This is a genomic window from Stutzerimonas kunmingensis, assembly GCF_900114065.1.
In the GTDB taxonomy this organism is placed as follows: domain Bacteria; phylum Pseudomonadota; class Gammaproteobacteria; order Pseudomonadales; family Pseudomonadaceae; genus Stutzerimonas; species Stutzerimonas kunmingensis.
In genome coordinates this window covers 25,333-50,954 of sequence record NZ_FORS01000014.1, presented here as the reverse complement: position 1 = coordinate 50,954, position 25,622 = coordinate 25,333, and the positions used below count along the sequence as shown (strand labels likewise).

Genomic DNA, 25,622 nt, shown 5'->3' with positions numbered 1-25,622 from the left:
AGCCCCTGCCTGGCCGCGCACCTTTTGGTACAAGCCTGTCAGCATCTTTGGCTTGGCTACTATGACGACGTTTATATGAGGTTCACTTGTGTTAGCCGTACCTGTTCATCCCTAGCGCCTCTCCGCCTTGATGCTGGCAGATTCAGTCTGGCCTCGCGGTTCGACCTACCGAAATATCGGCGGTTACATTGTCCCCAGAGCTTCAGACCCGGCTGTTACCGGCCACGCCTGTCTGGGTAGGGAACGAGTGGTGGAACAGTCGGTTCCGTCGGGCGTTAACCTGCGGAACAGAAACCCATGCGACTTTCAGGTCGCACTGCCGAAGTAGTACTGGTTACCCTTCTTGGCCTGGTGCATCTCCGGGTCGCGCTTGCCGTCTTTGTTCTTGGTCGAACTTGGCGCATTGATCAACGTGGCATCGACGATAGTGCCCTGACGCAGCGACAGACCGCGGTCACCGAGATAGCCATTGATCACAGCCAGGATGCCGGCAGCCAGTTCGTGTTTCTCCAGCAGCCGGCGGAAGTTGAGGATGGTGGTTTCGTCGGGAATGCGCTCCAAGCTCAACCCGGTGAACTGGCGCAGGATGGTCGTCTCGTACAGCGCTTCCTCCATCGCCGGATCGCTGTAGCCAAACCAGTTCTGCATCAAATGTACGCGCAGCATCGCCATCAGCGGATACGCCGGACGACCACCTTCACCCTTGGGATAGTGCGGCTCGATCAAGGCAATCAAACCCTTCCACGGCACCACCTGATCCATCTCGATCAGGAACAGCTCTTTGCGGGTCTGTTTGCGCTTGCCGGCGTACTCGGCGTCGGCAAAGGTCATCTGCTTCATCGGAAAACTCGGCGGGTGGAGTCCGGACATTTTGCCAAAATCAGGAGGTCTTCTTCAGAGTTTCCCTAGTAGTGGGCGGTAGCTGTTCTGTCGACGATTCATAGCGAAAGGCCTGCGGCAGCCGCGTCGTACAGCTGGGTTGACTGATCGGATTCATCTTCAATCAACGAACCGCTGTCCGCTCAGGACAAGGCTGTCTGCCTTGACGTTCATTCAATCTTCGTTATACAAAAATAATTGATTTTCCTGTTGCAATAGCTTTTGCTCATTAAGCATGCTGGTTATGTGCGAGATCGTTCGTACACATAAAAAGAAGAATCAGCATGAACACCGATACTCAAACTGCTTACCGCTCACTAGCTACCCACTTTTATACGACACGCTTTCCAGAAATCCCTGTCTCTGCGCTGGATGAGTTGGATGAGTTCCGCATCATCGGCGCGCTGCTGCGTGCTGCCCCCGAGTACCGGCCTGACTACTTCAGGCGGTTGCGTAATGCATTGGCCTTGGACCAGAAGCTCAGGGGGCATTTCTGGATTGCGCAGGAGATCAATCGGACGCTCAACCCGGTTACCGTTCTGGGCTTGCCTCGCAAGCGCAAGCAGGCGCGGCGGCAGAGAATTTCTGATGACGATTTCGCCAAATGGGTGAGGGCGCTTTTAGCCAAGGGACTGGGGGTTGAGGCTGGGGCGCTAATGCTGATCTGTATGACTGGGGCCCGTCCATGCGAGCTGAGTGACATCAGTATTGAAGGTACGAGGATCCACGTTCTTGGTGCCAAACATAGCCATGGTGGACTACGTGGCGCTGATCGGGTGCTGGAGGCTGATCAAGACTTCTGCCTGCTTGTGCGTAACGCGCTAGAGGCGTTTCGCTCTGACGTCCGGAGTCTGGACTCTATCCGAATGGCGATCCATGAAGCCGCAAAAGAGGTTTTCTCGCGGGGCAAACCTCCCAGCATGTACACGCTGCGCCACCAGTTTGGTGCGAATATGAAGGCCTCAGGTATGTCCAGAGTCGAGATGGCATATGTGATAGGGCACCAGGCAACGGACTCTATTGGACGCTACGGTGACAAGCGTTATGGGCGGGCCGAGGCCGTGAAGGTCAGGCCGGCAACGGACGCAGATCTATCGAAGATTCGAGCAACACATGCGGGTTATGTGAGATCTCGCTCAACGGCTCTGCATGCGGCCTGCTGATAAGTGAGTTTATCGGGCGCTAACCCTCAGCAGCTCTGCCCAGCGCGTGGTGTAGGCGGGTGACAGAAACTCTCTGCGCATTGACCACTCCGCAGGCTTGGCAGTTCTTCCTGGCTGCAATGTGCCCCGCCCCCAGCGGCTGTTGATCGCATCCAGGGTGCTCATCAGTCGCTCGGTTCTGATGGGCTGCTCTGGGGCGAGCAGATCCGGTGTGTACTCATTCTTTCGGCAGAGATCCAATAGCAGCACCTGCGTCTTGGTGTAGCTGAAACCTTCGCGGTACACCGGCTTCAGCCCAGTCTGAACGGCCTAGATGATCAGTCGTCTGTCATCGGTTGGGTATACGGGGTCTGCAGATCCAGCGATGCATCGAGCGACAGCTTGTGCTCCATGTGATCAAGCGCAGGGCTGGGAAAGTCGACCGGGATGCGTGCATCGAAGAGAGGGAGGGCGGTGCCGCTGCGCTGCACTGCAGTGGTCCGAGGATAAGGGCGTTACTCATAACGGTCTGACCGATAACTGTATTTGTGTACAGTTTTCGAGCCTCCGTCATTCCGGCAAGGCGCGCTCGTCGCCAGGGGGGGGGGACGGGGTCTGCACGGATTGTTTACAGGCGAAAAGTAGACAGATCGCCCCGGCGGGTGGTTCTCGCTAGGTTGGGGCAACCGACCAGGAGGACCTCCTATGATCTTGCTGCCCACCCTTAGCGATCTTTTACCCCTGGCGCTGGTGCTGCCCGCACTGCTCGGGCTTGCCCGGCTGGCCTATGGCGGTGCTGCGGATTAAGCGGTAGCGCCTCTTGGTGGCACTGGCTTCAGCCCCAGAAGTTGTTGCAGATCCGCTGCACCGCCGCGTTGGCGGCGCGTCGGTCAAACAGCTCGGGATCAAAGCTGCCACCTGAAGCCAAGAAGTCTAGGTAACCCGGCACGCCGCCCACATCTTCCGGCGGGCAGGCACGCGCACCATCGAGTACTTCACACCAGGTGCCAGTGAAGTCGCAGGGCTCGATGCTTTCCACGGCAATCACATGCTGCCAATTATCGCCGAAGTCGTAGAGATAGCGCAGACGGTCCGCCTCTTTGAATACTCGGCGCAGTTTGGTTTTGCGGTCATCCAGCACGTCGTCGTACTGGTACATCAGCTCGGCATCCAGTGGCATATAACAGTTCACGCCATTGCTGAACTCATGCAGGTGGCAGCTGTGCCAGCCGAAGGCCGCCTGGATGAAGTGATGCAGCTTGCGCAAGGTACAGTCGCCGCTCACCCGGATGCGCCGCCAGATCGGTGGATCGAGCTGCAGCGGCTCTAGCTGGATATGCAGGGTATAGAGCAGGGGTTGAGCGGCCATGCGGGCTCCTAAGGTCAGTGATACAGCCAGGGTTGCAGTTCATCGAGGTTGGCAACCACGATCTGCTGTGCCGTGGCTTTGGCGTGCACCTTGGTCGGGTCGATCTGATAGCGCTGCAACACGTACTGCACCAGAGCACCGCGGGTCTCGATCAGCAGTTGACCGTCCTGCATGCCGTAGTCGGCCTCGATAATGGCGCGCTGCTCGGGTTTCAATCGCGAGTCGGGCTCGATGACCACCGCGAGCTCGGTATTCCAGCCGCTATCCAGGTCCCGGCCGTGTTCAGACTGGTCATCCATCAGTCCCGGCTCACCGCGGAACCGGCTTAGCACGAAGTCTCGGTAATCTCCGTTCTTCTCGCAGTACGCGCGCACATGCCAGCGCATGCCGGTGTAGATCAGGGTATGTGGGGCAATCAACCGGGTCTCAACGTCCGGGGTGCTGAAGGACACATACTCGCACTCCAGTCGCAGCCCCTCGCGGCAAGCTTTGAGCAGGGGGCGCAAAACCTCCGGGCGGACTGATCGATCCGGTACGTCCAGCACTTCGGTGTGCGCGTAGGCCAAGGCCAGCCCGTCGATATGAGGCGCCCGCTCGTAGTTTTGATTCAGCAGATGCAGGTAGGCGCTGGCGCTGTCGTCAATGAACAGTGGCTTGAAGTAGCGGCTCGGCACATATCCCTTCAAATGCTTGTCGTATTCCAGGTTCTTCGGCGCGTAGTCGGAGATGTAGGAGTTGATGTCCTTCGACGCCTGCTGTCGGCTGATGCCGAAACTCTGCATCAAGTGGCCAGTGGTCAAGCGGCCTTCCCACCAGACCACCGTCTCGATCAGGCGGTAGCGCAACGCCAGGTCCCAGCGTGCCGATTCGATTGCTTGCTTGCGTTTCATGGCCTCTCCATCTGCTCGAAAACTTTACCTGTACGAGTAAACACCGTGGATGCGTCGCCTGAGGCTACATATCCTGTGGCTGTCATTCAAGTTGCATCACTGATGTACTCAGTGGAAGGAGAACACCATGAGCGATATCGGAATAGCCTGGGGAATGGTGGCGGCTGCCCTGGTGCTGGCCGCAGGTCTTGGCCTGGCGCTGTTCTGGCAGAGCATGCGGCGCAACGAGGCGCACACCAATCTGCAGGCCTGCAAAGACCAGCTGGAGCAGCTTCAGGCACTGAGCCAGTCGCGCGAACTGGAGTTGCGCGAGCTGACCGCCGCGGTGCGTGCCGAGAAGGCGCATGTCGAGCAACTGCAGCGCCAGCTGAGCTTTGCCCATGATGAGTCTGCCGGCTTGCGCGATGAGCAGAAGCAACTACTCACCCAGTTGGCCGATGCGCAAAGCCAGGCCAGCGCGGCGCGTGCTCAGCACGGCCAGCTGCTGCAGCAGCACGCCGAGCTCAAGCAGGCCCATGAGCGCCTGCAAAACAGCCACGAGGTGATGCAGGACAAGTTCGCCAACCTGTCCAAGGAGCACGCCACTCTCAGCAGCAGCCTGGAGCAAAAGCAGCAGCACTTTGCCGAGCAACAGCAGCTGCTCAAGGAGAGCCGTGACCAGCTCAAGCTGGAGTTCGAGCAGCTCGCCGGGCAGATCTTCGAAGCCAAGGGCCAGGCCTTCTCGCAGCACAGCCAGCAGTCGCTGGATGCGCTGCTCAAGCCCTTCCGCGAGCAGATCGACGGCTTCCGCGCCAAGGTCGAAGACATCCACCACAAGGATGTCCAGCAGCAGGCCGCGCTGACCCAGGAGCTGCTGCACCTCAAGGCGCTCAACCAGCAGATCACCCAGGAGGCCCATGACCTGGCCACCGCACTCAAGGGCCAGAAGAAGGCCCAGGGCAACTGGGGCGAGCTGGTGCTGGAAAACGTCCTGGAGCGCTCCGGTCTGGTCTACGGGCGCGACTTCAAGCGCGAGGTCAGCATCAATGGCGAGGAGAATCGCCAGCGCCCGGACGTGATCGTCTACCTGCCGCAGGGCAAGCACCTGATCATCGATGCCAAGGTCTCGCTCAATGCCTACACCCGCTACATCAATGCCGAGGATGATGCCGAGCGGCGCCTGGCTCTCAACGAGCACGTCACGGCCATCGGCCAGCGCATCAAGGAGCTGGCCAACCGGCACTACTTCGAGCTGCCTGGGCTGAATGCGCCGGAGATGGTGTTCATGTTTGTGCCCATCGAGTCGGCCTTCGTCGAGGCGCTCAAGGCGGACGAAACCCTGTTCCAGAAAGCCATCGAGCAGAACGTGCTGGTCGCTACCCCGACCACCTTGCTCACCAGCCTCAACATCGTCCGTCAGCTCTGGCGTTTCGAGGACCAGAACAAGCACACCGCCGAGCTGGCCGAGCGCGCTGGGAAGGTCTACGACAAGCTGCGCACCTTCCTCGGCAGCATGGACGCGATCGGCAACAGCCTGGACAAAGCCCAGGACGCCTACCGTAAGGCGCGTGATCAACTGGTCAGTGGCAAGGCCAACCTGGTCAAGCAGGTCAGCGACTTCCGCCAACTGGGGGTGGCCGTCAAAGGTGAGCTGGACGAAACCTGGGTAGACCGTGCCGAGCTTGAGCTGGGCCTGGTCGAACAGGAAGCCTTCGCGGCGCAGGAGCAAGCATGAACGCGTTCGTGCGACTGGCCATGGTGCTGCTGCTCGGCATGAGCAGCACGGCTTTCGCCCAGGACCGCGACCTGGACAACGATGGCCGCTGGGACTTCGGCGCAGGTGGCAGCGATCGCGACATGGATAACGACGGGCGTTGGGATTTCAATGCCGGCGGCTCGGATCGGGATATCGACAACGATGGTCGTTGGGACTACGACAAGGGCGGCAGCGACCGTGACCTGGACAACGACAAACGCCGCGATTGACGAACGGTCGCCTGCACACGCAGGCTCGGCCACGACTTTATTCCATCAACCACGCTCAGCAGGAAGCAACCTCCATGAATAAACCCACCACCGTGCAGGCACTGGAAGATCTGGGGCGTGTCAGGCTCTCCAAGAGCTTCTTCATGCGCGATTTTCTCTATTCGGAAATCAGCCAGATCGACGGCATCGCGAATATCCCCGACTTCCCCGACCGTGCCATCGAGGCAGGCCGCCAGCTCTGCGAGCAGTTGCTTGAGCCACTGCAAGAGCGCTTCGGCCGTATCGCCATTCGCTCGGCGTATCGCGCCCCGGCGGTGAATGCCAAGGGGGCAGAAGACGGCAACAACTGCGCGAAGAATGAAAGCAACTACGCCGCGCATATCTGGGACTACCCGGATGCCGACGGCCACCTGGGCGCCACCGCGTGCATCGTGGTGCCGGCCCTGCTGCCCTGGTACGACCAGACCGGCGACTGGACGCCGCTGGCCTGGTGGATGCACGACAACCTGCCCTACGCCAACCAGTACTGGTTCCCCAAGCTTGCAGCCTTCAACCTGCGTTGGAGCGCCAACCCGCAGGTGCTGCCGAGCATAAATACCTATGCCACCAACCCGCACACCGGTGACAAGAAGGCGCTGGTGCACAAGGGCGTGGCCACGCTGGGCGCTGAGGAGCGCAAGCACGTCGTCGAGCCCTGGCTGGCTAGCCTGGCGTGATGAGCTTCGCCTGTGCCGGGCATTGCGGCGGGTGCTGGCTGGTTGATGGGGGCTGACCAGTGAGCCAAGGAAACGTCCGGCTTTACCCATGCGCCGGCAGTGGATAAGGTGACTGCCATCGCAAAATGGCAGGTCACGGTATCCCAGGGACGGCTCTCCACATGCGCTTCGGCGTGCGCGGTACTCAGCTTCTCTCCGGTTTCCGTTGTTTCGTTGCCACCTGTGTCTGAATTGGGCTGGCCCGCGCTGCGGCGGGCGGCTGTGGAGAGTTGTGAATGAATGAATTGCAGCAGGCCCTGCTGGCCGCCGTACCTGCCGATGGATCGAGCATTGGCAATCAGTCGCTATTGGAGCGTCTGAAAGGGCAGTTTCCGCAGATCAGCGAAGACGCCTTCTGGGCGGCGCGTGATGGGCTGATCGAACAGGGCGTGCTGCAAAAGGGCCGTGGTCGCGGCGGCTCGGTGTTGCGGGCTCAAGCATCGGGCAGCAGCCTGGCCGATCAGGTGTTGAGCAAGGCGCGTGAGCGTTTCGAGCCGGCCGCAGTGGAAGAAGTCAGTGCCGCCTATGTGGCCGACGCCGCAGCGGCGCTGAGCAAGGGCAAGGCGGCCAAGCTGCAGCAAGCCACCAGTATCGAGGCCATGGAGAAAACCCTCTGGGCCACCGCCGACAAGCTGCGCGCCAATATGGACGCCGCCGAGTACAAGCACATCGTGCTCGGGCTGATCTTTCTCAAGTACATCTCCGACAGCTTCGCCGGCCGCCGCGCCGAGCTTACGCACAAGCTGCTGGATGAAAACGACGACTACTATCTGGGCGACGATGATCCGGAGGCGCTTAACGCCGAGCTGGAAGACCGCGACTACTACCGCGAGGTCAACGTCTTCTGGGTGCCGGAAGTAGCGCGCTGGGAGTCGATTCGCGCCGCCGCCAAACAGGTGGATATCGGCAAGCGCATCGACGATGCCCTGGCCGCCATCGAGGCGGAAAACCCTCGGCTGAAAAACATCCTCGACAAGCGCTACGCCCGCGCCCAGTTGCCGGACGGCAAGCTCGGTGAGCTGGTGGACCTGATCTCGACCATCGGCTTTGGTGACGACACCAACAAGGCCCGCGACCTACTCGGCCAGGTCTACGAATACTTCCTCGGCCAGTTCGCCAGCGCCGAAGGCAAGCGCGGCGGGCAGTTCTATACGCCGGCCAGCATCGTGAAAACCCTGGTAGCCGTGCTTAACCCGCACCATGGCAAGGTGTACGACCCGTGCTGTGGTTCGGGCGGCATGTTTGTGCAGTCCGAGAAATTTATCGAAGCCCACGGCGGCAAGCTGGGCGATGTGTCCATCTACGGCCAGGAAGCCAACCCCACCACCTGGCGCCTGGCGGCGATGAACCTGGCCATTCGCGGTATCGACTTCAACCTGGGCAAAGAGCCGGCCGACACCTTTGTCCGCAACCAGCACTCAGACCTGCGCGCTGACTTTGTGCTGGCCAACCCACCGTTCAATATCAGCGACTGGTGGCACGGCAGCCTGGAAGGCGACCCGCGCTGGGTGTATGGCACGCCGCCGCAGGGCAACGCCAACTACGCCTGGCTGCAACATATGCTTTACCACCTCAAGCCCAATGGTCGTGCCGGTATCGTGCTGGCCAACGGCTCGATGAGCTCCAGCCAGAACAGCGAAGGCGATATCCGCAAAGCCATGGTTGAGGCCGACGTGGTGGAAGTGATGATCGCGCTGCCCGGCCAGCTGTTCTTCAACACACAGATTCCCGCTTGCCTGTGGTTTCTCGCCAAACAGAAAACCGCCCGGCCCGGCGAAGTGCTGTTTATCGACGCACGCAAACTCGGCACCAGCGTCAGCCGCGTGCAGATCGAACTGACCGATGCCGATATCGAACGCATCGCACAAACCGTCGCCAACTGGCGCGGTGAGCCGCTGGATGTGGGTGGTGAGATTGCCGAATACCAGGATATCCCCGGCTTCTGCCGCAGCGTCAAACTGGCGGAAATTGCCGAACACGGCCATGTGCTCACGCCGGGCCGCTATGTCGGTGCCGAAGAGATGGAAGACAACGACGAAGCCTTTGCCGAGAAAATGCAGCGGCTGACCAAACAGCTCGGCGAGCAGATGCAGAAGGGCGCGGAACTCGATCAGTTGATCCGGCAGAAGCTGGGGGGGCTGGGGTATGAGTTCTAATGTGCGTCGAACCGTTACTTTGGCTGAGTGCGCAGCTTTCCAAGAAGGGTACGTTAATCCGTCTCAGCGCGATCTGAATCGCCCCGGGTTTCGTGGAGGCCTCAACTCTTGAGAAGATGAGGCCATGAGAAAGACTACGACCTACTCCCCCGAAGTCCGTGAACGTGCTGTGCGCATGGTTCTGGAACACCTGAACGACTATCCATCCGAGTGGGCGGCCATTGAGGCCATTGCTCCGAAGATTGGCTGTGTCCCGCAAACGCTGCATGGCTGGATTCGTCGCCAGCAGACCAACGCTGGACAGCACCCCGGCCAAACGACCGAAGAGCGCGACCGCATCAAGGCCCTGGAGCGCGAGAACCGCGAGCTGCGCAAAGCCAACGAGATTCTGCGCCTGGCCAGCGCATATTTTGCCCAGGCGGAGCTCGACCGCCGCACCAAGTCCTGAGGGGATTTGTCGATCAGCATCGTGACCGTCTCGGGGTCGAGTCGATCTGCCGTGTCTTGCAGATTGCCCCGTCCGGTTACCGCAGGCACGCGGCGCAGCAGCGCAACCCGGCACTGCGCTGTTGCCGTGCTCGGCGCGATGATGCGTTGATCCCGGAAATCCAGCGCGTGTGGGATGCCAACATGCAGTGCTATGGCGCGATGAAAGTCTGGAAGCAGCTCAGGCGAGAAGGCATCGCAGCGGCCAGATGCACGGTGGAGCGGTTGATGCGTCAGGTTGGGTTGCAGGGCATAAGGCGCGGCCAGATCGTGCGGACAACGGTGGCCGGTGATAAGGCCATCTGCCCGCTGGATCGTGTCCAGCGGCAGTTCCATGCCGAGCGTCCCAATCAGCTGTGGGTATCGGACTTCACGTACGTATCGACCTGGCAAGGCTGGCTGTACGTGGCCTTCGTGATCGACGTGTTTGCGCGGCGGATCGTCGGCTGGCGAGTCAGTACCAGCATGAAGACCGACTTCGTGCTGGATGCCCTGGAGCAGGCGCTGTATGCCCGTCAGCCATATCGTACGGGTGGTCTGATCCATCACAGCGACCGCGGCAGCCAGTACGTCTCGATTCGCTATACCGAGCGACTGGCAGAGGCCGGCATTGAGCCTTCGGTTGGCAGCAAGGGCGACAGCTACGACAACGCATTGGCCGAAACCATCAACGGTCTGTACAAGGCCGAACTGATTTACCGCCAGTCGTGGAAGAGCCGCGAAGCTGTTGAGATGGCGACCTTGAAATGGGTGCACTGGTACAACCACCAGCGGCTGTTGAGCTCAATCGGCTATATCCCGCCTGCGGAGGCTGAGGCAAACTTCTACCAGCAACAAGCAGGTCAGGCCATGGCTGCCTGACTTAAACGAAACGGCCTCCACAAAAGCCGGGGCGATTCAGTTTGCGAATGCTTGAATCTTAGCGGTCTCCATTGGGCATCTCGATTTGTCTGCAAAAACGGAAAGTTTAGTCCAGTGCCGAGCAACGGCGACGTGCGCTTCAATAGAGGAAAATGGTCGTTTTAGAGCTGTTGCATCAGCCTCGAACGCGGTACCGCCCGTCAGGCTTTGACCAGTTTTCCTGAACAACGCGCGTTGTATGGGAGACTAACCAAGGTAGGAGCGAAAGCGCAATCGGCGCTCCTTTGAACTGACTTGGAGAACCCAGATGAAAGCAATCGTCTACAACGGCCCGCGTGACGTCAGCGTCCAGAACGTCCCAGATGCGAAGATCGAGAGACCAACGGATGCTCTCGTTCGAGTCACATCCACGAATATTTGTGGTTCCGATCTGCACATGTACGAAGGCAGAACCACCTTCGAGACGGGTCGAGTCTTCGGTCACGAGAACCTCGGTGAGGTGGTCGAGGTAGGTGCAGGAGTTGAGCGCGTTAAGGTTGGAGACATGGTCTGCTTGCCCTTCAACATCGGCTGTGGTTTTTGTGAAAACTGCGAGAAAGGACTTACCGGCTATTGCTTGACCGCCAATCCAGGCAGCGCTGGTGCCGCCTACGGCTTTGCAGAGATGGGCACTTATGACGGTGGCCAGGCCGAGCTGCTGCGAGTTCCCTTCGCGGACTTCAACTGTCTCGTGCTGCCTGAGGATGCGAAGGAGCGCGAGGACGACTACGTCATGCTCTCCGACATTTTCCCCACGGGATGGCACGCAACAAGGCTGGCGGGGCTGCAACCAGGCGAGTCCATTGCCATCTACGGCGCAGGCCCGGTCGGCTTGATGGCGGCGCACTCCGCGCTTATCCAAGGCGCTTCGCAGGTCTTCGTAATAGACGATCAACCAGACCGCTTGAAACTGGCTGCCCAGATGGGGGCCACGCCAATCAATTCCGTCGAGCAGAAGGCTGTCGATGAAATCCTGAATTACACCGATGGTAAAGGCACGGATCGTGGGTGCGAATGCGTGGGCTACCAGTGCTGCGACAAACATGGCCACGAGGTGAATCACCTGACCATGAACAACCTCGTCGCCTCGACCAAGGCAACCGGTGGTATCGGAGTAGTCGGGCTATTCGTTCCCCAAGATCCGGGTGCCAAGAACGAGTTAGCCAAAGAAGGGAAGATGGCTTTCGACTTCGGTTCCTTCTGGTTCAAAGGGCAGAAAATCGGCACCGGGCAAGCCAACGTCAAGGCGTACAACCGCCAGTTGGCTGAGCTAATTCATCACGGGCGTGCCGCACCCTCGCAGATCGTTTCCCATCGATTGAAGCTGGATGATGGCCCAAGTGCTTATAAGCACTTCGATGCACGAGACAAGGGGTGGACGAAGGTTGTGATGAAGCCTGCGGCTTAGTGTTTTGAGTAGCCGTCTCCTGCTCGGGGCGGCTACTCGGATGCTGTATCGTTCGAATCCATGCGAGCATCAATGATGCTCAGGCAGGATCCAAGTTTCGCCGGTCATGAAACATCGTTCTGAGCGACTCATGGCGACTTTGGAAATCTGCCAATCGCCATGCTGTTCCTAAGCTTGAGTACCGACGGCTTGTGATCCTGATGAGAGAACGAATCGAATCTGCCAACCAGCAGCATCTTGTATTAGTCAGTTAGCAATGGATCTAAGGATTATTGCTGCGTGAGCTCCAGTCGCTGCCTTATGGTGAATCATCTCTATGGTATCGCGACTGACCGCTATTGGCCCAGAGTGTGTAAAAACGCTTCGTCAAAATTGAAGTACTCGCGTCTACGTGAAATCTGGAGTTTATCGGCACGTCAGCAAATGTGGATTTCTCCCAGATGCACGATTTCTAGCTTGTGTTTGAGTACCTGCCGCACTTGAAAACGTTTTTACACAGTCTCGGCCGGTACCTGCTTAACGCGACAGGCAGATACCGGCCGGGAGTCGCCAGTAGCATCGGGCTGGAGTTGGCCACTTTCACCTGCTGATACCGTCAGCTTCTGCGCCAGTTGATCCTCGGCACCGCAACACGGACAATCCTGTACAAGAATACAGTGATCACTACCATGTCCGTCTCGTTAGCCCCTGAGCTTTACTACCTCAGCAATTTCCGTACGGCACTCGCCTGGGTGGCTGAGCGCTATGCAGATCTACTGGCGGATGAAGAACGTGCCTTTCTCGACACCTTCAATACCCTGCCCTGGCCATCCCAGGCCTTGCTGGTGCGCATGATTAGCGCAAGGGCTGTCATTTTCGTCTGAGCAAGCTCGTTTACCCGGAAATCGGCGACTGCCTGGCTGCTGCCGATCCACTGCTTGAACAGGGATGGATCACCGAGCAGGCGCTGCTCACAGCCGATGAGATTGCCGAGCTGCTGCGCAAGGATGAGGTGCTGACTCATATGCCGCTCACAGACCGCCGCGCGGCGCAGAAAAAGGCCGAGCTGCTCGAACAACTGCGCGCAATGGAGCTACCTGCCCAGACCTTCACGGACTGGTGCCCTATGTTGGATGATCAGTTACTCAGCCTGATGGTGGGCGAGTTGTGTGATCGTTTGCGCCTGATGTTCTTTGGCAATCTGGCTCAGGACTGGTCCGAGTTCGTGCTGACGGATCTGGGCATCTACCGTTACGAATCGGTGGATATAGGCCCGGAGTCACGTGGTTTTCAGTGCCGCCAGGATCTTGAGGATTACCTGCACCTGCGCCAGTTACGCGTCAGCGTTGAGCAAGGCGCAGACCTGGCGGACATTGTACCGCCGTTGCTGGCGTTCAGTTCAAGCAACCCATACCTTTGCAGCCGCCAATCGTGCCTGCTGTTTCAGATCGCCCAGCAACTGGAGAGGAGCGGTGAGCTGGAGCAGGCCCTGCTGCTTTATCAGCAAAGCGCGCATGGCGAAGCCCGCTGGCGACAGATTCGCGTACTGGAACAACTGGGGCGCGATGCCGAGGCCTATGATCAGGCCCTGGCCTTTAGCCAAACCCCAGGCAGCGATGAAGAAAGCCAGCGCCTGGAACGAGCCCTCACCCGCCTGCAGCGCAAGCTCGGCCTGCAGATGGTGAAAAAGCCCAAGGCTGCGAGCGAAACCCGCATCGACTTGGTATTGCCGGCGCCGACACATGGCAGTGTGGAGATAGCTGTGCGTGATCACCTGCAGCAGGATGATGCTCCGGTGCACTATGTGGAAAATACCCTGCTCTGCAGCCTGTTCGGCTTGCTGTGCTGGGAGGCGATCTTCGCACCGCTGCCGGGGTCATTTTTTCACCCGTTCCACAGTGGCCCGGTGGACCTGCACAGCCCGGACTTTTATGCGCGCCGCCAACACCTGTTCAAACGCTGTCTACTGCAACTTGAACAACCCGACTACAGGCAATTGATCAAGGCTCGGTATCAGGAAAAGTTCGGCCTGCAATCACCCTTCGTCTTTTGGGGCATGCTCGATGAGGCGCGCCTGGAACTAGCCCTGCAGTGCATTCCCGCTGCACACCTGCACGCCTGTTTTACCCGCCTGCTGCGAGATCTGAAAGCCAACCGCGCCGGCATGCCCGATCTGATCCAGTTTTATCCGCAGGAACATCGCTACCGGATGATTGAGGTCAAAGGCCCCGGCGACCGCCTGCAGGACAACCAGAAACGCTGGCTCAGTTTCGCGGCTGAGCACGGTATCGCCGTTGTAGTTTGCTACGTGCGCTGGGCTGAGGCATGAGCTATCGGGTAGCGGTGCGGGCACTGTGCGAGTTCACCGCCAAGGAAGGTGACCTGGATCTGCGCTTCACCCCTTCCCCCACCGCTCAGGAAGGCATGGCTGGGCACCAGACAGTGGTTGATCGGCGGGGAGACGGCTATATCGCCGAGTTACCTCTAAGTGGCAGCTACCCCGGCCTGCTGGTCGGCGGCAGGGCCGACGGGTACGATCCGTAAGAGCGGCGCCTAGAAGAGATCAAAACCCACCGTGGCGATATCAGCCGCATTCCGGCCAACCACCGGCTGCTGCATTGGGCGCAGGTCAAGGTCTACGGCTGGCTGCTCTGCCAGCAGCTTGAGCTGGAAGAGTTGGAATTGGCTGTGGTGTATTTCGACGTGATGAGTCACGCCGAGCATGCCTTCAGCGACCACTTCACAGCCGCTGAACTGGAAGACTTCTTCAATCAGCAGTGCCAATTGTTTCTGAGCGGGGCTGAACAGGAAGAAGCACCGCATCAAGCGTGACGAGCATCTGCAGAGCATCAGTTTTCCCTACCACTCAGGAAGTCCCGTCCTGAGCGGGGCGAACTACAGGATAAGAACATGCCAAACAATACTTTCGGTGAATCCTCTTGTACCGCTGCGGCCAGCGGCCTCGTGCAGGTGCGTGGCGCGCGTGAGAACAACCTCAAAGAGGTGGACGTCTCTATCCCGCGGAATGCGCTGGTGGTGTTCTCGGGTGTCTCCGGCTCCGGGAAGTCCTCGCTGGCCTTCGGCACCATCTATGCCGAGGCGCAGCGACGCTACTTTGAGTCGGTGGCCCCCTATGCACGGCGCCTGATCGACCAGGCGGGCGTGCCGGACGTAGATGCGATCGACGGCCTGCCACCAGCGGTGGCGCTGCAGCAGCAGCGGGGGTCCAGCAATGCGCGTTCCTCCGTGGGCAGTGTGACCACCCTGTCCAGCCTGGTGCGGATGATGTATTCGCGCGCCGGCGCCTATCCCGCCAATCAGCCGATGCTGTACGCCGAGGATTTTTCGCCGAACACGCCGCAGGGGGCGTGCCCGACCTGCCACGGCTTGGGTCATGTGTACGAGGTGTCCGAGGCGATCATGGTGCCCGACCCCTCCCTGAGCATCCGTGAGCGGGCGATTGCTTCCTGGCCACCCGCCTGGCAGGGCCAGAACCTGCGCGACATCCTGGTCAGCATGGGCTACGACGTTGACCGGCCGTGGAAGGACCTGCCGAAAAAGGATCGCGACTGGATTCTGTTCACCGAGGAAACACCAACGGTGCCGGTGTACGCCGGTTTCACGCCTGCCGAAACCCGTACCGCGCTCAAACGCAAGATGGAGCCGAGCTACATGGGCACCTTCACCGGCGCCCGGCGGTATGTGTTGCACACCTTCGCCAATACCCAGAGCGCGCTGATGAGAAAGCGCGTATCCCGGTTCATGGAGGGCAAGCCGTGCCCCACCTGCCACGGCAAGAGGCTCAAGCCCGAAGCGCTGTCGGTCACCTTCGCTGGGGTGGACATCGGCGCGTTTATGCAGATGCCGCTGGACCACTTGGCGGCATTGCTCGAACCCATCGCACAGGGCGATTTCCGCGCCCATGCAGCGGGTGCGGCTACGGACAAGGAAGCGACCCGGCGCGAGCGTGCCGAACGCGCTGCCACCGGCCATGCGGTCCATGCGGTATCGCCCGACGTGCGCCGTACCTCCGCGCTGTCGGAAGAAAAGCGCCTCGCCGCACAGCGCCTGGCTGGAGGCGTGATGGCGCGCCTGCGCCAACTGCGCGAGCTAGGCCTGGGCTACCTGACGCTGGACCGGGCCACGCCGACGCTTTCGGCCGGCGAGTTGCAACGCTTGCGGTTGGCCACGCAATTAAGTTCCCTGCTGTTCGGCGTCGTGTACGTACTTGACGAACCCTCGGCGGGCCTGCATCCCTCCGACAGCCAGGCCCTGTACGATGCACTCGACCGGCTGCGCGACGCGGGCAACTCGGTGTTTGTGGTGGAGCACGACCTGGACCTGATGCGCCGCGCGCAATGGCTCGTGGATGTCGGGCCGGAGGCCGGGGAGCGTGGCGGCCGCGTGCTCTACAGCGGCGAGCCGGATGGCCTGCGCAAGATTGCCGAATCGCGTACTGCACGTTACCTGTTTGACGAAATTCCCGCACCCGGAAGCCGAGCACGCGAAGCGACCGGCTGGTTGGAGCTGCAGGGCATCCACCGCCATAACCTGCATGGCGTGGATGCGCGCATTCCGCTGGGCGTGCTGACAGCCGTTACCGGCATCTCTGGCTCCGGCAAATCCAGCCTCATCGCGCAGGCCCTGCCGGAATTGGTGCTGCTGCACCTGGGCCACGAGCCTGAAGACGATGCCGCCGAAAGCGCCACCAGCGAAGGGCCGGCAGTGGTCGAAGCGACCGGCGGCCATCTGGCGGGCGACGTGGACGCCATACAGCGCCTGGTGCAGGTGGACCAGAAGCCGATCGGGCGCACGCCGCGGTCGAACCTGGCTACCTACACGGGTCTGTTCGACCATGTGCGCAAGCTGTTCGCCGCCACGCCCGATGCTCGACGCCGCCGCTATGATGCCGGACGGTTCTCGTTCAACGTCGCCAAGGGGCGCTGCGAGACTTGCGAGGGCGAAGGTTTCGTTAGCGTGGAACTGCTGTTCATGCCTAGCGTGTACGCGCCGTGCCCGACCTGCCATGGCGCGCGCTACAACGAGGCCACGCTGAAGGTGCAGTGGAACGGGCGCAACATCGCCGAGGTGCTGCAGATGACCGTGGACGAGGCCAGCGAATTCTTCGCGGGTGAAGACGCGGTGGCAAGGCCCCTGCAACTGCTGCGCGACATCGGACTGGGCTATCTGCGCCTGGGGCAACCGGCCACTGAGCTTTCCGGTGGCGAGGCGCAGCGCATCAAGCTGGCGACCGAGCTTCAGCGCAGCCAGCGCGGCCGAAGCCTGTACGTGCTCGACGAGCCGACCACCGGGCTGCACGCGTCGGATGCCGACCGGCTGCTGGTGCAGTTGCAGCGCCTGGTCGATGCCGGCAATACCGTAGTGATGATCGAGCACGACATGCGTGCGGTGGCCCAAGCCGACTGGGTGATCGACGTAGGGCCAGGCGCGGGCGCTGCCGGCGGCAGCATCGTGGTGGCGGGTTCCCCTCAGCAGGTGGCCCGAAAGTCTGGCAGCCGAACCGCTCCGTTCCTTGCACGGGAGTTGGCGCGGGCCGAGTAGCTTAGTTCGCCAAATGTTGCCAGCTTCGCGGGGCATTGATCGTCGCCACACGGTGGTGACGGTCGCTGCCCGAGTCGCGTCATCCTTCCTGAGTCAGAGCAAGATAGGGATTGTTGGGCGGTATTTCGGCGAATACCAAGGACCCATTTTCGAGGAGGTAGCCATGCAGTCGGCGGGACTTCCTCGGGCCCGTGACTTCACAGGTCCAAATGTTCAGGCCATTTGGGTGCTTGCGGTATAGCTGCAGTTTCTAAAAGCGCTTTTGCACCCACTGCCAATCCGGTTGCTTGTCCTGCCTGACCAGCGCATCCACCTGGGATGTTCCTACGCATAGCGCTGGAACACGCTGGGACTGACCAGGTAGGCGGTGTCGCTCACCGTATGCACGAGCGCCTTGGCGTCGTTGATGATGAGTCGCCGCGCGGCGACTCCCTGTTGCAGCCACGTCATGAAATGCTCCCCGGATGGTATCGCGACTGTTGGAGTTGATGCAGGTCCAGGCGCAGGGGTAAGTGGCAAGGGAGACGCTGCGGCTGTGGTTGGGGCAGGGACTTTCTCCACTGGATCTTCACCCTTCCCCATGTCGGCCGTGCGATCCAATCCAACCATCGCCAGCATGTCCTCCATGACGTCAGGCACGGGCGGGGCCGCAGTCGGCAAGGCGGTATCGCTGCGAGGGCATTCCCAAGGGGGAGTCTCCAGACCTTCGGGGGTTGGCTGCCCCACGACCGCGGGCGGTGTGCCTGGTGCACTGCCGTTGGTTTCCGCTGGCGTCGTGTCGATCGCCACCGTGCCTGCGAAAAGCGCTGGCCGCTCGCCGGATTCCCAGATCAGCGCGGGCGCGAGGCGCAACAGGGTGAACGAGTAGGACCAGCCGGTCGCACTGGTCACGGTCGCGCGCCAGACCGCCTTGCCGTCTGAGGTGGGCTGGAGCATGCCGTGGTTCTGCAGCACTTTGAAGACGGCGGTGTTGTTCACAGGAATGCCGTCGATCCCCTGAGACAGCAGGTGCGCGCGCAGCTTGTCCGAGACAGTCTTGCTCACCAGCCACAGCCCATCCTCAGTGAGCCAGCCATCGGAGGCTTCCGGCTGATTCAGCTTCAACTGTTCCTTGAGCAGGAAGCGCAGCCCGTCCAGCAGCTTGCGTTGCAGCGCGTGCCTGGGCGCGGCCATGGCGCGCGCGGGATCGCCGCCCAGTTCCTGTGCCACAGAAGCGCGATCAGCCTGCACGACCAGTTCACTCAGCACGCCGGCGTGCTCGTACTGCCCGGCCAAGACGTAGAGCAATGGTGCCCACAGAGACGGATAGCCGCTGAGCCAGTCTAGGAGCGGACCATCGAGCAATTGGCGGTAGAGCAGCCCTGTTGCGGCGCTGTGCAACCGGTACTCGCGGTCTTCGCGGTAGCGGAAGCGGTACGACTGGTGCAGCGGGCCGTGCCTGGGATGCCACAGCGAGCCGTCTGCCAGCTCGACCAGCAGATCGACGGCCACCTTGCCGATGTCGTGCAGCAGCGCGGCGTAAGCAACGGCGGCGGTCCAGGCTTCCGACTGCGCCGCCTGGTCTTCGGGGCTGGCGCCGATGGGCAACAGATGGGACTGCCGCAGCTTGAGCGCATAGGCGACGATCTCCAACCCGTGATCCAGCATGCCGCCGGGGTAAGCGTGATGATGGCTCTCGGAAGCGGGGAATTGCTGGACCAGCTCGGCGTAGCGCTCCAGCGGCGTGCGGTACAGCGTGGCGAACTGCCGGCGCGACAGCGACGTGCGCTGCCAGATGTGTTCCAGCAGCTTCTGTCGGCGCGGTGTCGCCAGCAGCGATGCGGCCGATTCGGGCCGTAGCAGCCCTTTGGGGAGGTCGGTGGCGGGCGCTGGTGATGGGGCAGTGACCGGAGGCCGTTTTCGCTGGAACAGGGAGAGCATGTGGGTGTCCTCTGGGGGGGGCCGGCCGGGATGCCTTTTCGCCTTTTCGAGGTAGGGCCTTTCCCCTTGCACCCCCATTCCCTTGCCGTTTCGGCCCTTTGGCCTTTAACCGCTTCGGTATAGCGGGAAATGGGATGCGGCTCCAGCGTCAATGGGGAACCCGCTGGAATGGAATGGTCAGCGTCCTTCAGGTCACGCTCGATGCCGTAGAGCTTGTTGATCAGGCTCAGCGCCACGTCGGCACGCCCAGTCTTGCCCTTGGGCTGCACCTTTTGGGCTTCGACGAACTTGCGTCGCGCATGCGCCCAGCAGCCCAGGCGTTCGATGCCGTCGCGTGTAGCCACGGCGTTGTAACCGGCGTAGTCGTCGGTCATCAGGTAGCCGCGGTAGCCATCGAGCAGGCGTAGCGGCACCTCCTGCGCGCGGCTGGCTGTGTAGTCGAAAAGGATCACCGGCTTGTCCGGCGGCCCACCGCTTTGCACCCACATCCAGGATTGTGCCGAGGGGTCTCGTCCCGGTTCATGCAGCACCTGCAAGCGCGTTTCGTCGCAGTGCAACACGGGGTAGTCCAGCAGCTTGTCGCGCATCAGGTTGAGCAACGGTTGCAGTTGCTCGCCACTTTGGATCACCCAACGCGCCAGGGGCTGGCGTGGGATGTCGACGCCGTGGCGGCTGCCCCCTAAAGAAGGTTGGCCGTAGAAGAGCACTTGAAGGGCTTCGCGTCCCTCTCTGGAGTGTGCTGTCTTTTGCGTGTACAGCCCCTGGTTTCAGCGTTGTCAAGTGGCAGTTTTGCTATAGGAGCGTTTTTTCCGCGCACCGCATCACTGGTAATGCTGTTCGATCACTCGAAGCTTCGGATGATCTGATCGTTATTTGGTCAGATTGCTGTTTTTGACATCGGCAAAGACTGAAATCAGTCAGAAATACAAGGGTGTGCAGCCCTAGATTCTTTCTTGCAGCGCCTTGAAGAAGGCATCGATATTCTCATCGTGGCGTTTGTAGTAGGTCCAGGGGCCGATCCGCTGCGATGTCACCAATTGCGCGCGCTGTAGAGCTGCGAGATAAAGCGATGTCGTTGACTGCGAGAGGCCCGTGCGCTCTTGGATGATACTGACGCACACGCCTACCGTTTCTGGGTCGACTTCCTGCTCGGGAAAGACTGTCCTGGGATCCTTGAGCCAATTGAGGATGGCAAGGCGCATCGGGTTCGCCAATGCTTTCAGGGCTTCGTTGACGTCAATAGTCATGAATTTTTTGAGACCTGTTTTTTTCGATATCTAGATATCTTCCTGATTCGCGCATCAAATTGGAAGGCTTCGCCATGATCTCTGCGCGCCTGCCCGTCGCAATGACGGGCTGGTTTGGACTGGAATCCTATTGTCCTGTCAGGTAGGACTATCGGGCACCTGTGCGCCGAATTGCGGGACGATATGTTTGCCAAGTTCCTCGATAACCTCTGCTGCGGGGCGTTTACTATACTTGAGGTTCAGGATGACGTGATCTACACCGATTTCCTGAAGTGTATCCAGCAAGGCCCGCAGGTGGTTACGTCCCAGTCGGAATCCTAGATGGATAGGCGAGGGTGGCGTGGATGGGTGTTCGTCCAGGTCGATATACAGCGATTGCAAGAACGGCTTGTAGATAGTGCCACATTGTTTAGCCGTTTCCTGTCGCCAATCTTCCACGATGAGTCGCTGCATTTTTGGCGGACGTGGATAGTTGATCCATCCATGGCTTTCACGCGCGATCCAATCGAGCGGCTGGCGGCTGTGTCCGGTTACGAATAGCGGTATTTCCCGAGTCGTAGGTTTGGGAACGAGATCGGCCCCCAGTAACTCGCCGTGACTCCAGCGAATGGGCTCGAAGTGTGTTCGATGGGCTTGGCGTATCACATTGAGGTTTTCTTGAAAGGTCTCGCCACGCTGTTCTGGATCAACGCTGAATGCGGGAAACTCCACGGGACGATCGCCAGAGGCTACTCCCAGGAGCAAGCGACCTCCGCTCAATTGATCAATGCTCGCTGCGGCCTTTGCCGTGTGCAAGGGATTACGCAAAGTAAGGGCGATGGAGGCGGTGCCTAGTGCGATTTTTGTTGTATGGGCTGCGATGTAGCCCAGATACACCCAAGGGTCGAAAACCTGGCCGACATCACCGAAGCTTGGGTCCCTGAGCGGGACGTCGCGAAACCAGAGCGCCGAAAAACCAAGTGCCTCTGCACGTTTGGCCAGCGCGACCTGATCTAGCATGCTCGGTGTATCACCTTCGAAAGCCTCCAGGGGAAAGAACAGCCCAAGGCTTAGATGACCCTGCCTGAAGGTTCGTTTGAATCCCCTATGCTCTTGGTAGGGGATCGTGCTCGGTTGGTACATGCTTAACTTCCTCGGTCAGCAAACGCTGAGCCACGCCCCTGAGTTATGGGGCGTGGCTCTGAGCGTTTAGGATTTGTAAGTCGGGTAGTCGGTGTAGCCCTTATCGGTACCGCCGTACATGCTGCTTGGATCAACTGGGTTAAGCGGCCAGTTGTTGGCGATACGAGCGGGCAGGTCGGGGTTCGCAATGAAGGGGCGGCCAAAAGCGATCAGGTCGCCCCAGCCAGCTTTTATCACGCGATTTCCTCGTTCAGCGGTGTACTTGCCGGCATAGATAATCTTGCCGCTGAAGGTCTTACGAACAGCTTCCCGGAACGTCTCAGGCAGCTCGGGTGCGTTTTCCCAATCGGCTTCGGCGAGCGACAGGTAGGCAATGCCTACTTCCTCGAGGATCTTCACTGCCTCGATGTAGGTTTGGTGAGGATCTTCTTCGACCAGGCCAAGGTAGACGCGGTCTTCGTCTGTGGTCGCGAACAGCGGGGCGAAGCGAACGCCAACGCGCTCCTTGCCGACGACACCAGCAACGGCGAGGGTGATTTCGCGCAGGAAGCGAAGACGGTTCTGCAGCGAACCGCCATATTCATCATCACGCTGGTTGGTATGCGCCGAAATGAACTGGTTTACCAGGTACCCATTCGCGCAGTGAAGCTCCACCCCGTCAAAACCTGCGTCCAAAGCATTTCGGGCTGCTTGGGCGTAGAGCTCAACCAGTTCCTTTACCTCCTTGGTGGACAGGGCTCGTGGGGTCGAAGGGTCGGCCAGTGTACCCGTGCCGGGGCCAGTTTCGATGAACACCTTGACGTTGTCCGCGCGGATGGCTGATGGCGCGACGGGCGCTTCACCACCGGGTTGCAGCGACGTGTGCGACACGCGGCCCACATGCCAAAGTTGAGCAAAGATCACCCCCCCTTCGGCGTGAACAGCGTCGGTGACCTTACGCCAGCCTTGTATCTGTTCCGGGCTATGAATGCCAGGTGTCCAGGCATAACCCTGTCCTCGGGGTTCGATCTGTGTGCCCTCGGTCACCATGAAGCCAGCACCGCTGCGCTGACGGTAATATGTGGCCATTAGGTCGTTCGCAATATTGCCGGGTTGAGAGCTGCGTGAACGCGTCAGTGGCGGCAGAACGATACGGTTCTTGAGGGTGTATGGGCCCAGCTGAGTGGTTTTAAAAAGTTCTGAGTGTGTCATTTTGCTTACCTGCATATCTAAGATATTCGATGTTATAAGTCAAAAAAATATGGTTCAAGGAGGTCAGAAGAGCCCGAGCGGTGCTTCGTTGAGGCTGACGTAGATGTTCTTCTTCTGGCTGTAGGCTTCCAGCATTGACTTGTGAGTTTCCCGTCCTAGGCCAGATTTCTTATAGCCACCAAAGGGGGCATGGGCAGGGATCTCATGGTAGGTATTTACCCACATACGTCCGGTTTCCACCGCGCGTGCCACACGTAACGCCCGGTTGATGTCTTGGGTCCAGACTGCACCGGCTAGGCCGTACTCGGAGTCGTTGGCCATGGCGATGACCTCCGCTTCATCCTTGAAAGGAATGACGCACAGAACAGGGCCGAAAATTTCCTCGTAGGCGACGCGCATATCGTTGCGAACACCGACCAGAATCGTTGGCTGGATGAAGAAGCCGGCATCGTAATTGGCACCTGTGAGACGACCGCCGCCGATCAGTACCTCAGCGCCTTCCTGTTTGGCGATATCGACGTAGCCGAGGATCCGTTCCATCTGGGACTTGCTGACCTGTGCACCCATCATGGTGTCCGGGTTCAGTGGGTCACCCACACGTACAGCTTCGAACTTATGCTTGAGCTCAGCTAGGAATCGTTCGTAGATGGATTCGTGAACGAACAGCCGTGCGCCGGATTCGCAGACTTGGCCTTGGTTCCACAGGATGGCGAGGACTGCGCCTTCCACGGCCTTGTCCCAGTTCGCATCGGGGAAAACGATGTTGGCCGACTTGCCGCCCAGTTCAAGGGTGGCGGGAATGATTTTCTTCGCTGCCGCATTGGCGACGAGTTCGCCGACACGCGTCGAGCCGGTAAAGGCAAGCTTGCGCAGGTCCGGATGATCCAGTAACGCCTGCCCAACTGTGGTGCCTAAGCCTGTGACGATGTTGACCACGCCGGCTGGAAGTACCTTAGCGAAGATCTTCGCCAGTTCGAGGATGGTTACCGGGGTCAGCTCGGAAGGTTTGATGACTACGGTGTTACCCGCTGCGATGGCCGGAGCGATCTTCCAGGCGGCCATAAGCAGCGGGAAGTTCCACGGAATCACTTGGCCCACAACTCCGAGGGGTTCACTGAGAGCGATGCTGAGTGTTTGCTCATCCAGCATGACCGCCTCATCCGATTGGCTGCGGATTACGCCGGCGAAGTAGCGGAAGTGATCAATTGCCAGCGGGATGTCGACGGAGCGACTTTCACGAATGGGTTTACCTACATCAAGGGTTTCCAGAACGGCGAACCGATCGGCATCGGCTTCCAGCAGGTCGGCGATCTTCAACAACGCATTGGCGCGTTCCGCAGGTGAGGTGGTACGCCAGGTCATGAAGGCGCGCTGTGCGGCCTGCACCGCGCGGTCGACGTCGGCAGCTGTGGCGTTTGGGATGTTGGTGAGAATTTTTCCGTTGGCGGGGTTGATAATGTCGAGGGTTTCACCGTATTCGTCCGAAACCCACTGGTTGTCAATAAACAGGCCGTAGCTGCTGTCGGGAAGGTGATTCGGATGGGTATCGCTGGAATCTTTCATGGGGGGTGCCTCCTGAGGTTTCTAGCGCGGGTTACGAGTCCAGGCTATTCGCAATATTCATATATGTCAATATAACGCTATTGGTTCCGGCACGTGTGCATATTTCCACGCCCTTGCAGCTCACTTCTGGATCAGCTGGGAACGCGCCGTGCTTCGCGCCAGGGTTGCCTATGCAGCCAGCTCCCTTGAGCTTTTCATCATGGAGGCTGGCTGCATCAGGTATTGATGTTTGCGTTGATGTGCAGATGAAGTTAGAACGGCGCGTCAATATCGATGACGCTAATCAGCTTGTGATTGACGAATTCCTTGATGCCCAAGCCGATTAGCTCGCGCCCGTAGCCGGAGCGTTTGATTGCGGATTCCACGCTGACTCGGACACCCATTCCACGCACATCCGGACAGTGATTCCACGCTGACCCGGACACTCATTCCACGAGCATCCGGACACCGATTCCACGGCCATCCGGACACTTTTCAGGCAGGCAGACGGCTTGTATGGTCATTAGACATCCCGTTACGACAGGGTATCGAAGGCTGGCGCATTCAACCGACGTGCTTGATTGGCCCCGAATACTTCGCTATAGCATGATTATTGGTTACTAGGATGAAGCCTTCCGAAGCGGCTTGTCCGATGAGCATCCGATCAAATGGGCGCTGTGAAGGAGAGGCGAGGCCGCAGCCGTAATGGCGTGTCGGCTGGTCATGGACATCTCCTTGTAGTCGCCGTCCAGAAGAGACCTTCTTAGTACTCCTGTATCGAACTGAAAGCTGGCTTTGCCCATCGCGTTTTGGCCGATTTCCCAGATGCTAGCGGCGCTGATGAACAGCTCATTGGCGCGATCCTCGATCATCTCCACAGCCCCGAGTTAGCTAACCTACTTAGTCTATCCCCTCGTTGGAGGGGCAGCTGTCATGGTCAATTGCAGGCTGTAAATAATTGCGGTTTTTCCGTGACGCTGCGGTTATATGGAATTATGGCTCAGCCATAATTATTGCTGAGCCATAATTTCCATCATTTTGTGGCCCCGCCGTACAGCTCGACGCGTGACGCGCTTCGTGCGTGCACTAGATAGGCAGCTAGATGTTAG

The 25,622-nt window shown here is 59.7% G+C and carries 19 protein-coding genes, 4 pseudogenes and 1 other annotated feature; of the genes and pseudogenes, 11 read left to right on the top strand and 12 right to left on the bottom strand.

Translation table 11 applies throughout. The annotated features are described in order from the left end of the window. Positions 1 to 318: 318 nt before the first annotated feature. Positions 319 to 840, bottom strand: a pseudogene (locus BM275_RS20740) (IS5-like element ISPre1 family transposase); the annotation flags it as partial. A gap of 323 nt (positions 841 to 1,163) precedes the next feature. On the opposite strand from BM275_RS20740, the gene BM275_RS20735 reads away from it, so the two are divergent. Beyond that, entirely contained in the window at positions 1,164 to 2,042 is an 879-nt protein-coding gene (locus tag BM275_RS20735; protein ID WP_090523311.1) for a site-specific integrase, read from the top strand. 9 nt (positions 2,043 to 2,051) lie between these two features. Here the strand turns inward: BM275_RS20735 and BM275_RS22505 are convergent, their stop codons facing one another. From BM275_RS22505 to BM275_RS20720, 3 genes are all read right to left on the bottom strand, one after another. Next, entirely contained in the window at positions 2,052 to 2,207 is a 156-nt protein-coding gene (locus BM275_RS22505; RefSeq protein WP_223696374.1) for a DUF4113 domain-containing protein, read from the bottom strand. A 649-nt stretch (positions 2,208 to 2,856) separates the two neighbouring features. Then, positions 2,857 to 3,390, bottom strand: a complete 534-nt coding sequence (locus BM275_RS20725; protein WP_090523308.1) for a plasmid pRiA4b ORF-3 family protein — start codon at positions 3,388 to 3,390, stop codon at positions 2,857 to 2,859. Positions 3,391 to 3,404: 14 nt separating this feature from the next. After that, on the bottom strand, positions 3,405 to 4,280 hold the full coding sequence (locus BM275_RS20720; protein WP_090523306.1) for a helix-turn-helix transcriptional regulator: 876 nt from the start codon (positions 4,278 to 4,280) through the stop codon (positions 3,405 to 3,407). Positions 4,281 to 4,407: 127 nt separating this feature from the next. On the opposite strand from BM275_RS20720, the gene BM275_RS20715 reads away from it, so the two are divergent. From BM275_RS20715 to BM275_RS20675, 10 genes and pseudogenes are all read left to right on the top strand, one after another. Further along, positions 4,408 to 5,994: a DNA recombination protein RmuC gene (locus BM275_RS20715; RefSeq protein WP_244153896.1), complete on the top strand. Its 1,587-nt coding sequence runs from the start codon at positions 4,408 to 4,410 to the stop codon at positions 5,992 to 5,994. Continuing rightward, complete coding sequence (locus BM275_RS20710) at positions 5,991 to 6,245, top strand: hypothetical protein (protein ID WP_090523300.1); 255 nt, start codon at positions 5,991 to 5,993, stop codon at positions 6,243 to 6,245. Before BM275_RS20715 ends, BM275_RS20710 begins: the two co-directional genes overlap by 4 nt. A 74-nt stretch (positions 6,246 to 6,319) precedes the next feature. Further along, entirely contained in the window at positions 6,320 to 6,961 is a 642-nt protein-coding gene (locus tag BM275_RS20705; protein ID WP_090523297.1) for a peptidase M15, read from the top strand. 275 nt (positions 6,962 to 7,236) lie between these two features. Beyond that, on the top strand, positions 7,237 to 9,156 hold the full coding sequence (locus BM275_RS20700; RefSeq protein ID WP_090523294.1) for a class I SAM-dependent DNA methyltransferase: 1,920 nt from the start codon (positions 7,237 to 7,239) through the stop codon (positions 9,154 to 9,156). Positions 9,157 to 9,280: 124 nt separating this feature from the next. Next, positions 9,281 to 10,503, top strand: a protein-coding gene (locus BM275_RS20695) for an IS3 family transposase (protein WP_085983834.1) whose coding sequence is annotated in 2 segments (ribosomal slippage) — positions 9,281 to 9,566 and positions 9,566 to 10,503 — 1,224 coding nt in all. Because the reading frame shifts where the segments join, the coding sequence is not laid out codon by codon here. Next, positions 9,559 to 9,675, top strand: a sequence feature (AL1L pseudoknot). (Overlaps the previous gene by 117 nt.) Before the next feature lie 307 nt (positions 10,504 to 10,810). Further along, a complete protein-coding gene (locus tag BM275_RS20690; RefSeq protein ID WP_015275821.1) occupies positions 10,811 to 11,950 on the top strand; it encodes a glutathione-independent formaldehyde dehydrogenase in 1,140 nt (379 codons plus the stop codon). Positions 11,951 to 12,618: 668 nt separating this feature from the next. Further along, positions 12,619 to 12,824: pseudogene (locus BM275_RS22620) on the top strand (VRR-NUC domain-containing protein); the annotation flags it as partial. A 129-nt stretch (positions 12,825 to 12,953) separates the two neighbouring features. After that, positions 12,954 to 14,258, top strand: a complete 1,305-nt coding sequence (locus tag BM275_RS20685; RefSeq protein WP_374417594.1) for a VRR-NUC domain-containing protein — start codon at positions 12,954 to 12,956, stop codon at positions 14,256 to 14,258. Then, a pseudogene (locus BM275_RS20680) lies at positions 14,255 to 14,831 on the top strand (ATP-dependent DNA helicase); the annotation flags it as partial. The gene BM275_RS20685 and the pseudogene BM275_RS20680, both read left to right, overlap by 4 nt. Positions 14,832 to 14,839: 8 nt before the next feature. Beyond that, entirely contained in the window at positions 14,840 to 17,491 is a 2,652-nt protein-coding gene (locus BM275_RS20675) for an excinuclease ABC subunit UvrA (RefSeq protein WP_019406651.1), read from the top strand. Positions 17,492 to 17,570: 79 nt separating this feature from the next. Here the strand turns inward: BM275_RS20675 and BM275_RS22655 are convergent, their stop codons facing one another. The 8 genes and pseudogenes from BM275_RS22655 to BM275_RS20640 all read right to left on the bottom strand — a co-directional run bounded on the left by BM275_RS22655 (position 17,571) and on the right by BM275_RS20640 (position 25,385). Next, on the bottom strand, positions 17,571 to 17,702 hold the full coding sequence (locus BM275_RS22655; RefSeq protein ID WP_419723467.1) for a conjugal transfer nickase/helicase domain-containing protein: 132 nt from the start codon (positions 17,700 to 17,702) through the stop codon (positions 17,571 to 17,573). Between the two features lie 113 nt (positions 17,703 to 17,815). Continuing rightward, entirely contained in the window at positions 17,816 to 19,411 is a 1,596-nt protein-coding gene (gene mobH / locus BM275_RS20670) for a MobH family relaxase (protein ID WP_473828333.1), read from the bottom strand. 179 nt (positions 19,412 to 19,590) lie between these two features. Continuing rightward, positions 19,591 to 20,085 (bottom strand): annotated as a pseudogene (locus BM275_RS20665) (IS66 family transposase); the annotation flags it as partial. Positions 20,086 to 20,352: 267 nt separating this feature from the next. Then, on the bottom strand, positions 20,353 to 20,658 hold the full coding sequence (locus BM275_RS20660; RefSeq protein WP_015275824.1) for an ArsR/SmtB family transcription factor: 306 nt from the start codon (positions 20,656 to 20,658) through the stop codon (positions 20,353 to 20,355). Positions 20,659 to 20,796: 138 nt separating this feature from the next. After that, positions 20,797 to 21,780, bottom strand: a complete 984-nt coding sequence (locus tag BM275_RS20655; protein ID WP_015275825.1) for an LLM class oxidoreductase — start codon at positions 21,778 to 21,780, stop codon at positions 20,797 to 20,799. A 66-nt stretch (positions 21,781 to 21,846) separates the two neighbouring features. Further along, positions 21,847 to 22,971: an alkene reductase gene (locus BM275_RS20650; RefSeq protein ID WP_015275826.1), complete on the bottom strand. Its 1,125-nt coding sequence runs from the start codon at positions 22,969 to 22,971 to the stop codon at positions 21,847 to 21,849. A 63-nt stretch (positions 22,972 to 23,034) separates the two neighbouring features. After that, positions 23,035 to 24,534, bottom strand: coding sequence for an aldehyde dehydrogenase family protein (locus tag BM275_RS20645; RefSeq protein ID WP_003291466.1), 1,500 nt, complete (start codon positions 24,532 to 24,534; stop codon positions 23,035 to 23,037). A gap of 599 nt (positions 24,535 to 25,133) precedes the next feature. Then, positions 25,134 to 25,385 carry a PIN domain-containing protein gene (locus tag BM275_RS20640; protein ID WP_090523291.1) on the bottom strand — a complete coding sequence of 84 codons (252 nt, stop codon included), beginning with the start codon at positions 25,383 to 25,385 and terminating at the stop codon, positions 25,134 to 25,136. Between the last annotated feature and the right edge of the window lie 237 nt (positions 25,386 to 25,622).